At 69.2% G+C, this 13,951-nt stretch carries 11 protein-coding genes; 5 read left to right on the top strand and 6 right to left on the bottom strand.

From position 1 onward, the window contains the following. The first annotated feature begins 105 nt into the window (after nt 1-105). Nucleotides 106-831, top strand: coding sequence for a hypothetical protein (locus ACFWM2_RS26010; protein ID WP_383284462.1), 726 nt, complete (start codon nt 106-108; stop codon nt 829-831). Here the strand turns inward: ACFWM2_RS26010 and ACFWM2_RS26005 are convergent. Then, nucleotides 814-1,743: a hypothetical protein gene (locus ACFWM2_RS26005; RefSeq protein ID WP_383284460.1), complete on the bottom strand. Its 930-nt coding sequence runs from the start codon at nt 1,741-1,743 to the stop codon at nt 814-816. The genes ACFWM2_RS26010 and ACFWM2_RS26005 overlap by 18 nt on opposite strands. A gap of 675 nt (nt 1,744-2,418) precedes the next feature. Here ACFWM2_RS26005 and ACFWM2_RS26000 point away from each other — a divergent pair. After that, entirely contained in the window at nt 2,419-2,997 is a 579-nt protein-coding gene (locus ACFWM2_RS26000; protein ID WP_383284458.1) for a hypothetical protein, read from the top strand. A 1,489-nt stretch (nt 2,998-4,486) separates the two neighbouring features. Here the strand turns inward: ACFWM2_RS26000 and ACFWM2_RS25995 are convergent. Next, the gene (locus tag ACFWM2_RS25995; protein ID WP_383284455.1) at nt 4,487-4,750 is read right to left on the bottom strand and encodes a hypothetical protein; all 264 of its coding nucleotides are present in this window, start codon (nt 4,748-4,750) and stop codon (nt 4,487-4,489) included. Between the two features lie 416 nt (nt 4,751-5,166). Here ACFWM2_RS25995 and ACFWM2_RS25990 point away from each other — a divergent pair, with 416 nt between their 5' ends. Then, entirely contained in the window at nt 5,167-6,195 is a 1,029-nt protein-coding gene (locus tag ACFWM2_RS25990) for a lytic polysaccharide monooxygenase (RefSeq protein ID WP_383284454.1), read from the top strand. A 60-nt stretch (nt 6,196-6,255) separates the two neighbouring features. Here the strand turns inward: ACFWM2_RS25990 and ACFWM2_RS25985 are convergent, their stop codons facing one another. Further along, nucleotides 6,256-7,116 carry a lipase family alpha/beta hydrolase gene (locus ACFWM2_RS25985; RefSeq protein WP_383284451.1) on the bottom strand — a complete coding sequence of 287 codons (861 nt, stop codon included), beginning with the start codon at nt 7,114-7,116 and terminating at the stop codon, nt 6,256-6,258. Between the two features lie 195 nt (nt 7,117-7,311). Beyond that, a complete protein-coding gene (locus tag ACFWM2_RS25980; RefSeq protein ID WP_383284448.1) occupies nt 7,312-7,758 on the bottom strand; it encodes a MarR family winged helix-turn-helix transcriptional regulator in 447 nt (148 codons plus the stop codon). A gap of 93 nt (nt 7,759-7,851) precedes the next feature. Between ACFWM2_RS25980 and ACFWM2_RS25975 the strand changes: the two genes are divergently transcribed. Next, nucleotides 7,852-8,226 (top strand): cupin domain-containing protein, encoded by a 375-nt coding sequence (locus ACFWM2_RS25975; RefSeq protein WP_383284445.1) that lies wholly within the window; start codon nt 7,852-7,854, stop codon nt 8,224-8,226. Between the two features lie 47 nt (nt 8,227-8,273). On the opposite strand, the gene ACFWM2_RS25970 is transcribed toward ACFWM2_RS25975, so the two are convergent. Together ACFWM2_RS25970 and ACFWM2_RS25965 are read right to left on the bottom strand one after the other, a co-directional pair. Beyond that, nucleotides 8,274-9,248, bottom strand: coding sequence for a hypothetical protein (locus ACFWM2_RS25970; protein WP_383284442.1), 975 nt, complete (start codon nt 9,246-9,248; stop codon nt 8,274-8,276). Then, nucleotides 9,245-12,715 carry a DNA polymerase III subunit alpha gene (locus ACFWM2_RS25965; protein WP_383284439.1) on the bottom strand — a complete coding sequence of 1,157 codons (3,471 nt, stop codon included), beginning with the start codon at nt 12,713-12,715 and terminating at the stop codon, nt 9,245-9,247. Before ACFWM2_RS25965 ends, ACFWM2_RS25970 begins: the two co-directional genes overlap by 4 nt. Nucleotides 12,716-12,870: 155 nt before the next feature. Here ACFWM2_RS25965 and ACFWM2_RS25960 point away from each other — a divergent pair, with 155 nt between their 5' ends. After that, nucleotides 12,871-13,938, top strand: a complete 1,068-nt coding sequence (locus ACFWM2_RS25960) for a DUF3533 domain-containing protein (RefSeq protein ID WP_383284436.1) — start codon at nt 12,871-12,873, stop codon at nt 13,936-13,938. The last annotated feature ends 13 nt before the right edge of the window (nt 13,939-13,951 follow it).

Here is a 13,951-nt window from a genome sequence, read left to right as displayed (position 1 = left end):
CGGCTTCCCCACGGGCAAGCCCTCTAGATCACGATCCCTCACCGAGCGGTCGAATAAGGAAAGTTCACAGGAGAGCAGTCGCCGAGGCGTACTAACGTTCGCGCCGTGAGAAGTCTTCTGCGTGTGTGGATCGCACTGACGCTGTTCGGCGCGGGGCTCGTCCTGCTGATCGACCGACTCGCTCCGTCCGCGCACGTTCTCACCGTGGTGCGCCGCTGGTGGCCGCTCGCCCTCGTGCTTCTCGGCGTGGGCGGAGCGATGCGGCTGCTCCTCGCCACGAAACACGTCCTGCGCGGCCCGCTGTTCATCGCCTTCACGGGCGGCCTGCTTCTACTGGTGACGCTCGACCCCTTTCCGGACTCGGTACGGCCGCTGCTGTGGCCGCTCGTCCTGCTCACCGCGGGTACAGCCATGCTCGTGGCCCTTGCAGGGCGCCCGCCGCGTACGCAGGGACCGCTCGTCACCCGGCTGGTGTCGGTGGCGGAGGGGCGCCGCGTGGTCTGGCCGCAGGGCGAGTTCTCGCTGGGCACGGTCACCGCGGTGGCCAGCGGGTGCGTGATCGACCTGACCGCGGCTCGTCTTCAAAAAGTGTTGGACGAGAGCACGCTCGAGGTGCGCGGATACGAGTCCAGGCTCGACGTCAACGCGATACTGAGCGGTGTCGAACTGCTGGTTCCGGCCGACTGGCGTTACGTCCACAGGCAGTATCCCGAGGACGAGAACGACGGCGAACGCATCTCGTCCACACCCACGTTGCGCATCAAGTCTTTCTCACTGCTGGGCGGGGTCAAGATCACGGAGGTGGAGCGGACCTCAGGGGGAACTGCCTGACGAGTAGTCCACACCGGGCGGAAACGGGTCGTTGTCGTCCCGCTCCCACAGGTCGGCGAGTGTCTGGTTCAACAGCCGCTCCTCGTCCGTGTTCTCGGGTGCCTTCACTGACATCTCCGTGAGCAGTTTCAGCCGGTACACGTCGATCGCCGCACTGAAGGCGTCGCCGTAGGTCGTGGCCGCGTGCACGGCCGATCGGTAGGCGAGCCACGACAGGACGCCGAACACCAGAGGGACCCCGAGCCACCAGGTGTGGAGCGCGAGCAGCGCTGCGGTAATCGGCGCGGCCAGGGCGAACGCGATACAGAACCTCGCCATCGTGTCGAGTTGGTTGCGGTACTCGGCCAGCTTCTGCAGAGTCTCCGGGGACAGCACGTAGTAAAGGCGCGGCCAGATGCGCAGCGCGTCGAGCCGGTACGGCCGTCCCGCCCGCTCCTCTGCGGCACGCAGCCTGTTGCCCAACATGGTGGGCAGCACCGGTCGCCGGTCAGGCATCCGGGTGAGGCCCTCTCGCGCCTGTTCCTTGAGCGGAGCTCCGTCCTGCAGCCGTCTGGCCTGCCACGCCAGCCTGGACTTGCGCCGCTGCTGCAGCCACATACCCATCCGGCCCAGCCGCGCCAGCGGTCCGCGCGCGCTCCAATAGCCTTCCAGGAACCGGATGGACGCCAGCTCCAGCGGTTGCAGAACCAGCCCGGCAACCAGCGAGGCGGCGGTACCGAGCGTCAGGCCCGTCCAACCCTGGTCCTGGGCGTTGCGGCTCAGCATCTGCGCCGTCGGCGCCTGCTGCGGGGCCCCGGCGAGCAGGAGGGCGATCACGGTCGCGATGACGACCGCGGACGGAAGGATGTTCACGAATTTCAGGCGCGGCGACAGATCGGTCTCGGCCACTCGGAGTGCGCTCAGCTGGCTCATCGGCGCTCCCGGTCCTCGTCACAGCGGACGGTGCACTGGTTGTGCTTTTCCGGGTCGTATCCGTCGAGCCGGAGCCGTTCCTCGCATCCGCGCCACCCGCAGAGCACCTCCAGCCTGGCACCTCTGCGCGCCGGCAGCACCGGACCAAGACCATGCACCTGACAGGTGTTGTCTTCGTGGAGATCGGACAGGAACCGCGCGGTCCAGCCGCACCCTGCACCGACACCGTGACACCGGTACAGCTTCCAGGGCTTTCCATTCTTCCCAGGAAGAACCTGATGAACTATCAGCGTCCTGGACAGCAACACCACCAGAGAGAACAGACCAAGTCTTCGCGCCGGCATGGTCCCCCGCCCCCACAAGCCGCAGAAAAGCTGAGTTCGAGGGTAGGTTCGCCGACGCCGCCACGTCGAGGGGATCAGCCGTTCAGGCTCTCTCAGATCCGTGGTCCGTGAAGGGGATGCACGCGCCTACGGATCAGATGCTTGTGGGCCATGCGTGGGCCAATGCGCAGCAAGGTCGGACCGTTTAAAGCAGAAGTGCAGGTCAGAGTGAGGTTCGACTGTGACATCACGACGCTCTTGAAAGCCGTTCCACCCAGTCGCTGGGCGGATGGCGCTACGGGGGTGTACCAGTCAATGACGTGAACCGGCTCTGGCTGGGACCATCGTCATCATGGACGCGACGGTGCTAGGTGCGTTGATCGGTCTCGTCGGTGTAGGGGCGGGCGCTGGCGCAGCTTTCGCCGGAATCGTCTACCAGCAGCGCCACGCCACCCGTGCAGCGGAGATCGCTCGGCGGCGGGGCGAGGCAGTCACCGCAGCGGAGAAACTCCTTGCCGAGCTACTAGCCATGCAACAGAACCTACGGCGGGGGACCTACGGCGCTACTGAGGATGAGATACGCGAGCACAACCGGGTTGGAAGGCGCCACCACGCAAACGTCCAGTTGTTCTCGCAGTGGTTGCCAGATGGGGAACTGAGAACGCGACTCAGCGTCAACGCCCTGTATACCCAGGTTGGGCCGGTCGATGATTCCCGAAACGACGTGCAGCGTCGTGGGGATGGGATGATCTTGTGCATGGACAGCATCGCATGTCTCGGCGCCTTCTTGCGCTTTGAGCCCATCCCGCAACGGGAGACTGCAACGCTTGAAGTGTTGGCTCGGTGGCCTCAAGGGCAGTCCATGCAGTGGTTCATAGACTCGGGCCCCTCCGACAGGGCAGATGAGTCGCGGGACCCGCCTACCGGGTAGTGCTGTTTCCCCCACATGTTCCCCAGCCAGGGCAAGGATAGAAGGAGTCGCAGGTCACGGATGGTGAAGGCGGCACGCTGTGAATCTACCCGCTTCGCGCTTTCCCAGTTGTGCCGCTGGCGAAGAGGCTCTGCAGCGACGAACGCTCAATTCAGAGGGCGACGTTCGAGAGGGCAGGGGTATACCCCTCTGGTCGCACCTCGCGCAGGCGCACAGGATTGGGCGAAGATCCGCCCTGTTGTGCCACCATGGTCCGCCGCGCTTGATAGTCACGAACCCTCGCTACCCGCAGCTCGTTCACGCTGCTGAGCTGGGCTCTTAGCGACACGGCTACGAGACGTCCTGGTAGGCGCAGTTGCGCTAGCTTCGGAGCGCCGCTCCTGTACCCCTTGGAGTGCCGCTACCAAGGTGTCTACTAATGCCGCAAGGTCGTACTCAGAGACTGCAGCCGCGTGTTGAGGCACCTCGACTGCTGTTTCGACCGTCCTTGAGCTTTCGAGCGAGGCTCCTGACTGGTCCGGCGCCTTCGCGGCGGCTGCTGACGGTCCATCCGGTGGACTATCGGGTAGATCTGGATCTGTGGGCGGGGCGGGCGTCATTATGGCGGCAGCTGGCTGGTCAGACGTTGGCACGGCGGCAGCTGGCCCGCCCGGGTTGGTTGGGTCGGTTAGGCTCTCGCCGTTGGGTCCCCCGCTGCCACCACCTTGGTTCTGAGCGAGTACTTGCGCCGTGTTGGACACGGCCTTGATGCCCAGATAGGCAGTTGTCATTGTGCCCACAACGGTGAAGGCGCCAGTGACTAGCGCAATCGCTTCCGGCGAGGTCACCCCGCCGAGCTTGCCAGCGCCCCAAATCACCACGGCGACAATGGCTGCGTCGCTGCCGAGTACTGCAAGCAGGCCTGCCAGGGCCCGGACTCGCTCTCGCGACGAGAAAAGCGCCTTAGGGTTTCCTTTGGGGAAACGCAGCAGTGCCAGGACAATGCCCGCAACCAGGACGACTAGCGCCACGGACAGGAAGATCTGAACGGTCAGGGGCATGGAATGCCTCCTACAGAGGGGCCCGGCTACCGAGCCCGTCCCCCGAGAAGTCCCCTCCCTCTAGCATGCGCTGGCCAGTAGCAGGCTGCACCTGCACCGGTGCGACTGCGCCCGCGGGCGGGTTCGAGATGGAGTGGACGTGGTCTCAATCGAGGTCTCACCCGTTGTCCATTCCAGGGCGGTCCACCTCTGTCCATGAAGTCCAGCAGGTTCTCTGACCAGGTATGCGAGTCGCGCGGTAGACGTCTAAGGACGCCCCGGACCAAGATCGGACAACTGTAAATTCGTAGGTATCGGGTTGCGAAGACGACTGTAAAAGAATCAAGCCGCTCATCCACGGTCTCGGGCCTCTGCTGCTGCAGTTCATATCCACTGCCTCCCCCGGGGCCGGCGGACACTGTCAGCGGCCTTCTCTGCGGTACCCCCCCCCCCGCCGCCGAGCGGGGTGATCAGCCGGCGAGGTTGCGTGTGTAGAAGGAGAACCTCGCCAATTTGGGGCACCACTGTTGGTAGATGGATACATCCATGATCACTGGAACCTCGGCGTTAATCCGCTCGATCAGTTCTGCCACACGATCTCCCACCGACGCTTCGGCGGGCATGCCTCGGAGGACATCTGTGATCTTGACGTTCGGGGCTGCTAGAAGCGCTCGGAAAACGTCGCTGGCTTGGTGCGGAGTGCCCACTATCAGGGTCAGGAGGATCTGAACCACTTGGTGCTCTCCTTGACCGTCGTTGGAGCCCTCAAATTTGAGAAGCTCGGTCAGCGGTAGAGTCCCTCGGCATCTCCCGTGTCCCGAGGCATGCCCTTCGGAACCATGGGAGTTTGCGGGCGCTCGCACCCGTCGGCCACGACTAGGGCGGCCGATCCGCCGTCTGGCTCCCGTGAGGGGAGCCAGACGGGGAGCCACACGAGGCGACTCGTACCGGACTCCCACGGACTGGGCCGAAGCTCACGTACTGGTCAAACGGGGACTCACGATGGCCCAGCCTCAGCCCCCGGTTAGCGGTCCCTTAACCGCACCATAAGGATCGCCATCACCCGTCCCCAGCAGGCGATTTCGCGGTTTCCAGGGGCTAGCTTGCTGATCACCCCCACGCAGTCGAGGACCGTTCCGAGGAGTTCCGCATGTCCGCTCGCCGCAAGGCCGCCACGATCGCCGCCGTCGGTGTCGCCCCACTCGCCCTGACCGCGCTCGCCGCCGCACCGGCCGCCGCGCACGGCACGATGGGTGACCCGGTGAGCCGGGTCTCCCAGTGCTACGCGGAGGGCCCCGAGAGCCCCGATTCGGCCGCCTGCAAGGCGGCTGTCGCGGCCGGCAGCACCCAGGCGCTCTACGACTGGAACGGCATCCGGATCGGCGACGCGAACGGCAAGCACCAGCAGTTGATCCCGGACGGCAAGCTGTGCAGCGCCAACAGCGACGAGTTCAAGGGCCTCGACCTGGCCCGCGCCGACTGGCCCGCGACCAGCGTGAGCAGTGGCTCGTACACCTTCAAGTACCGCGTCACCGCTCCCCACAAGGGCACCTTCAAGGTGTACATCACCAAGGCCGGTTACGACCCGTCCCAGCCGCTGGCCTGGGACGACCTGGACCTGGACCACCCGGTCGCCACGAAGACCGATCCGGCCGCGACGAACGGCTTCTACACGTTCTCCGGCACCCTGCCGCAGCGCTCCGGCAAGCAGCTGCTGTACGCGGTCTGGCAGCGCTCGGACAGCCCGGAGGCCTTCTACTCCTGCTCGGACGTCGCGTTCGGCGGAAGCGGTGGCGGAACCGCCGGTGGCAGCGGAAGTGGCACCGGCGGTGCGGGCGGCAGTTCCACCCCCACCCCGAGCGCCTCCGCGCCCTCCGAGGAGCAGATCGAGGACGGTGCCGACAAGTCGACCGTCGAACACCACGGCCACGGTGACTCCGACGCCAGTACGTCGGCGGAGCCCACCGCGGCGGCCGTCGCCGACGACAGCGAGCCCTCGGCCGACACCGCGAACGCGCCGGCGGCCGCCGGCGCTTCGGAGAACCTCGCCGAGACCGGCGGCGACCCGTCGACGTCGTACCTCGCGATCGGCGGCGCGGCCGCTCTGGCCGTCGGGGCCACCGCCCTGTTCGCCTCGGTCCGGCGCCGCGCCGCAAGCGGCGGACGCCACGGTCGCTAGAGCGTCGGCACGACCGGGGCCTGTCCGGCGGCTCAGGCCGGACAGACCCCGGTCGTGTGCTCAGTTGAACACGGACGCGCAGGTGGTGGCGGTGGCGTGCGCCGGGTCGAGGGCGTTCGCCACCTCGTGGTAGGCGATCCGGTCGAGCACCCCGATCGCCACGTGCTCGGAGTGGTCGACCGCGCACAGGTTCTGCAACAGGACGTTGCGGACGTCGGATCCGTTGAGGAACTGCGAGCTGTACGGCGTGACCACCTCGTCGTACTTGGTGGCGATGACCGTGTAGTGGACGCCGGGGACGGTGTCGCCGCCGGCGTTGAGCTTGGTCAGGAACGCGGAGCCGGCCACCTGGTCGGCGAGGCCGGGGGTCGCCGCGGACAGCAGGTCACCTGCGCCCGGGAAGTACGGCAGCAGGTTGGCGAGCCCGTTCAGGGTGGTGCCGTGGTTGTCGGGCGCGATCCCCACGAGGGCGTTCACCTTGGCGGCTCCGCCGAGGAACTTGAGGTAGTAGCGGGGCATCAGACCGCCCTGCGAGTGGCCGACGACGTCGGTCCTCGCGGCGCCGGTGGCCGCGAGCACTTTGTCCACGAAGACCCGGAGCTGCTCGGCCGATGTGTCGATGGGGCCGAGGCCGTTGAAGAACGGGACGCCGGGCAGCTGCCCGTAGTCGAGGGAGTAGACGCAGTAGCCGCGGTCCACCAGATAGGGCGCGAGGGCCAGCCAGTTGTCGACGGAGTTCCCGAAGGTGCCGTGGACGAGGACGACCGGGCGGGGATGGGCGGCGGAGGGCTTGCAGGAGTAGTTGTTCCAGCCCCGACTGGGGGCGGAGTCGGCCTGGGCGGTGACGGCGGGGCCCGCGGTGACGGCGGCGGCGAGTAGCAGGGCGGCCAGGGGTCTGAGTGCTCGCTTCCAGGGCAGCATCGTGTGATCTCCTTGCGGCTCAAGGGAGTTGCGACGGCGTACGCCCTGTGATCCGGATCACGAGGATGCTGTTCACTTGTCAAGTTACGAGCGAGTAGTGCAAGTGTGAAGTTACGCGTCAGTAAAAACTTCCAGTGGTAACCGGGGCACGTGATAGAGGGTCACCGAAGTGCACCCAAAAGGCCCGACCTCACCTCACCAGGCGGGCCTGATCGGTCCCTGGGGTGCGATCCGCGACAACTGCGCCCACAGCACGCCGACTTCACGCTCGCCGAGCAGGTCGACCCATGGCCGCACAGCCTCGGCCGCCGCCTCCTCCGCGGCCCGCGTGCAGGCCCGGCCGCGCTCGGTCAGCACGATCAGCCGGGCGCGGGCGTCATCGGGGTGCGGGCGGCGCTCGACGTACCCCTTGCGCACCATCTCGTCGACGAGCTGGCTCGCGGCCTGCTTGGTGACCCCGAGATGGGCCGCGAGGTCGGTGGCGGTCGCGCCGTCCGGGGCGAGCCGGGCGAAGGCGAACCCGTGCGCGGGCCGCAAGCCCTCGAATCCGCGGGCGACGACGCCGGCATGAATGCGTTGCGTCAGGTCGCCGGCGACGGCGAGCAGGGCGGCGGACAGGGCCATGGCCTCGGAGTTCTGCACGGAAGCATTGAAACACCCTTGACGTACTGGTCAAGCTGCTTGACTATATGGTCAAGTAGCTTGACCATCTTCCGGTACCCATGGAGGTCCGCCATGCCCGTAGTCCGTTCGTCCGAAGCCGTCGTCCACGAGATCCACGGCGCCCGCTTCGTCTCGTACGCCACTCCCCTGACCGGCAGCAAGGAGCTGTGCGCCTGGCGGGGTGAGATCCCGGCGGGCACCAAGGCCCCGCTGCACAGGGTGAACCGAGAGGAGATCTTCCATCTCCTCTCCGGCGAGCTGCTGATCACGCTCGACGGCCGCACCGAGCGGGTCGTCGCGGGTGACACCGTGATCATCAATCCCGGCGCGACCCTCGGTGTCGAGAACCCGACCGGGACGACCGCGACCTCCTGGGTCACCACCTCCATCGGCCTGGAGGCGGAGCTCGCCGACGGCACCCGCCTCGCGCCCCCGTGGGCCAACTGAGGCCCCCGGGGTGGGCGCCCGGACGCTGGTGGTGAGCCGTTCAGGCATCACGCGGCCAGCCTCCCCGGCACGATCACATGCGGTCCGAACTTCGCCCGCGCCCGGTCCGCCGCCGCCTCGATCCGGCGGACCTTCTCGTCCACCGGGTCGAAGGTGAGCTGGTAGGAGGCCTGTTCGGCGGGGGCCAGCCCCTCGGCGCGCAGGGCGATCGCGCGCACCCGGGCGCGTTGCAGACCGAGTGCCTCGTACATGCGGTACGCGACCGCGGTGAGCGCAGAGGAGTGGGCGGTCGGCTCCTTGAGCGTACGGCTGCGGGTGGTCGAGGACCGGTCGGCGTAACGCACGGTGAGGGTCAGCGTGCGGCACACCTGCCTCAGGGAGCGCAGCCGGGTGCCCAGTTCCTCGGTGGCGGAGAGCAGCGCCCGCCGGTGCAGTTCGGGATCCAACTCGTCGCGGGAGAAGGGCCGTTCGGTGGCCAGCGAGCGGGACACGGCGTTCGGTACGACACGGCCGCGGTCGATGCCGGACGCCTTCTCGTGCAGTTCCCGGCCCGCGCGGGCGCTGGTGAGCCGTTGCAGCGTGGACAGGGGCGCGGCGGCCACCTTGCCGATGACGTCGAGACCGTACTCGCACAGGGTGCGGGCGGTGGCGCTGCCGACGCCGGGCAGCGCGGCGACCGGCTGTTCCGCGAGGAACTCCCGTACGGCGTCGGGGCCTTCGGGCACCACCCGGGCCGCCCCGAGCCCGGCCTCCCGCAGGGCCATGCGCGCCAGCATCGGCCCGGGCCCGGCGCCGATCACGCAGTCGACCCCGTGGTGCGCGAGTGCCCGCACCCGGATCACCGAGGCCAGCTCCACGACACCCCGGCCGAAGTACCGCTCGGCGCCCCGCAGATCCACCAGCGCCCCGTCGGGCGGCAGCGCCTCGACGACCGGGGTGAACTCCTCCAGCATGCCGAGGAGTTGGGGCAGAGCGGCCTCGTACATCGGAGGCAGCTGGAAACGTACGCAAAGGATGGTCATCCCGCACTCCCCGGACTCTGGTGCCACAACTTCTTTCCACCCGCGGGCCCTTCGCCCGCGGGACGCAGGTCGGCCCAGGGGTGCATCTCGTACCCCGTGGACATTCGGATCCGCCGGCCCGCCGCCGGATCGCCGTCACCGGTCTTCTCCGGCACCGGCTCCGCCAGCCGGGCCGCCACCACGTCGAGACCGCCCTCCTGGCGCAGCTCGACCAGCTCGGCGAGGTTCCAGGCCGCCGCGCCCACCACGCTGAGGCTGCGCGGCCCGCGGCGCTGCACCACTCCGCGCACGAGCAGCAGCCAGGAGTGGAAGACGGTGTGCGCGCAGGCGTCGTGGGAGTCGTCGAAGAAGGCGAGGTCGACCAGGCCCGTGCCGTCGTCCAGGGTGGTGAAGATGACGCGTTTGCCGGAGCGGATCGGCGGGGTCTGGGTGGCCGCCTTGGCACCCGCGACCAGGACCGTCTCGCCGTGCCGCGCCTCGCGCAGCCGGCGCGCCGTGGCCACGCCCAACTCCCCCAGGAACTCCCGGTGGTCGTCCATCAGATGACGTGAGGCGTCCATCGACAGCACACCCAGTTCGGCGCTCAGCCGCTCCGCCGCGTCGAGGTCGGGCAGCCCGGCCGAGGCGGTCTTCCGCCCTCCGGACAGCGGGAGTTGGGCGCCCGCGCCCCGGCCGCCGCGCGCTCCGCGGTGCAGTTCCGTCAAGTGCAGTTGCAGATCACGGCGGTTGGCGCCGAACGCGTCGAGGGCACCGACCTGCGCGAGCCGTTGTGCGAGCGGCCGGCTCGGCCGGGCCCGTTCCCAGAAGTCGAGCAGGGAGGCGTACGGCTGCCCGTCCGCGATGCGCGCGGCCTCGGCCTCGTTGATGCCGTGCACGTCGGAGAGCGCCAGCCGCACGCCCCATGCGCCGGGCGACTCCCCTGATTCAGACACCAGTTCGATACGGTGGGCGACCGCCGACCGGTTCACGTCCAACGGCAGGATCGGCACCCCCTGCCGCCGCGCGTCCGCCAGCAGCAGCCGCTTCGGGTACATCCCGGGGTCGTGCGTGAGCAGACCCGCGTAGAACGCGGCCGGGTGATGGGCCTTCAGCCACGCCGACTGGTACGTCGGGACGGCGAAGGCGACGGCGTGCGCCTTGCAGAAGCCGTACGACCCGAAGGCCTCGACGATCTCCCAGGTGCGCGCGATCGTCTCCACGTCGTACCCGCGCGCGGCCGCGTGCTGCGCGAACCAGAAGCGGATCCGGCCCTGCGACTCGGAGTCGGAGAGCCCGCGCCGCGCCCGGTCCGCCTCGCCGCGCCCGCAGCCGGTCATGATGTCGATGATGTCGATGATCTGCTCATGGAAGACGACGACTCCGTACGTCCCCTTCAGCGGCTTCTCCAGGTCCGGGTGCGGATAGCGGACCGGCGCCCGGCCGTGCCGCGCCTCGATGAACGGCCGCACCATGTCGGCGGCGACCGGCCCCGGGCGGAAGAGCGAGATGTCGACGACTAGATCGTGGAAGGTCGCCGGCTGAAGGCGTCCGACCAGGTCCCGCTGTCCCGGCGACTCGATCTGGAAGCAGCCCAGCGTCTCGGTGGACTGGATGAGCCGGTACGTCGCCGGGTCACCCGGCGGCACCGAGTCCAGGTCCACGGAGTCCCCCGTCGCCCGCTCCACCTCGGCCACCGCGTACGCCATCGCGGACTGCATCCGCACGCCCAGGACATCGAGCTTGAGCAGTCCGAGATCCTCGACGTCCTCCTTGTCGAACTGCGACATGGGGAGGCCCTCGCCGCTGGTCGGCATGACCGGCGTACGCGCGAGAAGTGAGGCGTCGGAGAGGAGCACCCCGCACGGGTGCATGGCGACTCCGCGCGGGAGGGCGTCGAGCGCCTCGACCAGTTCCCAGAGGCGCCCGTACTTCGCCCCTTCCTGCTGGGACTCCTTTGCCAGTTCGCGCAGTTCGGGCAGCTCGTCCAGCGCCGTACGGGCGTCGCGGGCGCGGATGTGCGGGAAGGACTTGGCGATCCGGTCGATGTCGGCCGGATCCATCGAGAGGGCGGCGCCCACATCGCGGATGGCGTGCCGGACGCGGTAGGTCTCGGGCATCGCGACGGTCGCGACCCGCTCGGTGCCGAACCGGCCGATGATCGCGCGGTAGACCTCCAGACGGCGTGCCGACTCCACGTCGATGTCGATGTCGGGCAGGACCGAGCGGCGCTTGGACAGGAAGCGTTCCATCAGCAGCCCGTGCTCGACGGGGTCCGCGTGCGCGATGCCGAGGAGGTGGTTCACCAGCGAACCCGCGCCGGAACCGCGCGCGGCCACCCGGATTCCCATCTCCCTTACGTCATCCACGACTTGAGCCACCGTCAGGAAGTAGGAGGCGAAGTTGTGGTGGGCGATGATGTCCAGCTCCCGGTGCATCCGCTCCCAGTACGCGTGCCGGCCGGCATAGCCGCGCAGCACCATGCCCGCCGCCGCCCGGGAGGCCAGAGCGCGCTGGGCGGTGCGGCGGCCGGCGCCGACGAGGTGCGGCTCGGGGAAGTGAACGCTCCCGAGGCCGAGGTCGTCCTCGGGGTCGACGCGGCATTCGGCGGCGGTCGATCCGGTCTGTTCGAGCAGGCGGTACGCGGTGTCGCGGCGGAAGCCCGCGGCCTCCACGATCCGTTCGGCGACGCCCAGCATGGCGGTCTCGTCCTTGAGCCAGGCCTCACCGGAGTCCAGCTCGCGCCGGGGGTCGACGGGGACGAGCCGGCGGGCGGCGTCCAGGACGTCGGCGACCGGCCCCATGCCGGGGTCGGCGTACCGGGCCGCGTTGCTGAGCACCGGGCGCACGCGTTGTTCGGCCGCGAAGCCGACGGTGCGGGCGGCCAGCCGCAGCGAGCCGGGGCCGGTGCCCTCACGGCCGTGCCACACGGTTTCGAGGCGCAGGGCGTCGCCGTAGATCTCCCGCCAGGGCGCGAGCAGTCCCGCGGCCCGGTCGGGGCGGCCGGCGGCGAGTGCGCGGCCGACGTCGGAGTCGGGGCCGAGCAGGACGGTCAGACCCTCGCCGTGATTGGCCGGCCAGGGCAGCAGCGGTCGGTCCGGGCCGTCCGCGTGCGCTGCCGTAACGATTCTGCACAAATCGGCCCAGCCGGTCGCCCCCTCCCGGGCCAGGAAGGTCACGCGCGGTGTCGACTCATCGATGAAGGCACCGCCACGGACCGGGGCGCGCCTCCTCCCGCCGCGCCCGGCCTCCCCCGCGCCCCTGGCCTCCTTCCCCGAAGCCACCGCGAGCTCGGCGCCGAACAGCGGACGGATCCCCGCCCGCGCGCAGGCCTTGGCGAACCGGACCGCACCCGCGAGGGTGTCCCGGTCGGTGAGCGCGAGGGCGTCCATACCCCGCTCGGAGGCACGCTCGGCCAGCCGCTCCGGATGGGAGGCCCCGTACCGCAGGGAGAACCCGGAAACGGTGTGCAGATGCGTGAACCCCGGCACGCGCACCTCCCGCTCCCGCGGGCCCTATCCGGACCCTCGAACATTAGTTCCCAACTGCCTCACCTCCACCATAGACCAATTTTCGAACGTGTGTACGACATCCGTTCGGACCCACCCCACCTGCGCAAACGCGGTACGGCCCGGACCGTGGGGGCATGACGCAGACAGCCGACGCCGATGCCCCGCGCGCCTCTTTTCTCGCCGAAGTGAAGGACGCGGTCACCCCACGGGCCACGCTGCTCGTCATCGGCGTGATCGCTCTGCAGCTGCTCTTCATCGCTTCCTATGTGGGCGCGCTCCACGACCCGAAACCGAAGGATGTGCCCTTCGGGGTCGTCGCGCCGCAGGCGGCGGCCGAGCAGGCCGTGACCCGGCTGGGACAGATCCCGGGCAAGCCGCTGGACCCGCGTACGGTCGCCGACGCGGCCACGGCGCGCAGACAGATCATGAACCGGGACATCGACGGCGCCCTGGTGATCGACCCGTCCGGCACCACCGACACGCTGCTGGTCGCCTCCGGCAGCGGTACGGTCCTCGCCAACACGCTGAACGCGCTCAGCGCCGCGCTGGAGCAGAGCGAGGGGCGCACGCTCAGAACCATCGACGTCGCCCCGGCCTCCGCCCAGGACTTCGACGGGCTCTCGTCCTTCTATCTGGTCGTCGGCTGGTGCGTGGGCGGCTATCTCGCCGCGTCGATCCTGGCGATCAGCTCGGGCGCCCGGCCCGCCAACCCCCGCCGGGCGGTGATCCGGCTCGCGGTGATGGCCCTCATCGCGATCGTGGGCGGGCTCGGCGGCGCGGTCATCATCGGGCCGATCCTGGGCGCCCTGCCCGGCAGCGTCTGCGCCCTGTGGGGCCTGGGCGCGCTGATCACCTTCGCGGTCGGCGCGGCCACGCTCGCTCTCCAGGGCATCTTCGGGATCGTCGGCATCGGCCTGGCCATCCTGCTGATCGTCATCGCGGGCAACCCGAGCGCCGGCGGCGCCTTCCCGCTGCCGATGCTGCCGCCGTTCTGGAAGGCGATCGGTCCGGCGCTGCCGCCCGGCGCGGGCACCTGGGCGGCCCGCTCGATCGCGTACTTCAAGGGCAACGACATCACCGTCTCGCTGCTGGTGCTCTCGGCGTGGGCGGTGGTGGGCAGTGCGGTGACGCTCCTCGCGGCCTCCCTGCGCAGGAAGCGGCACGCTCCCCCGGCCGAGGCGGCTGCCCCTCAGGTCCCGTAACACGCCTTCCACA

Source organism: Streptomyces sp. NPDC058371, assembly GCF_042723265.1.
Taxonomy (GTDB): Bacteria; Actinomycetota; Actinomycetes; order Streptomycetales; family Streptomycetaceae; genus Streptomyces.
Note: the sequence above shows the minus strand (reverse complement) of the source record. Positions and strands in the feature narration are given on the sequence as shown.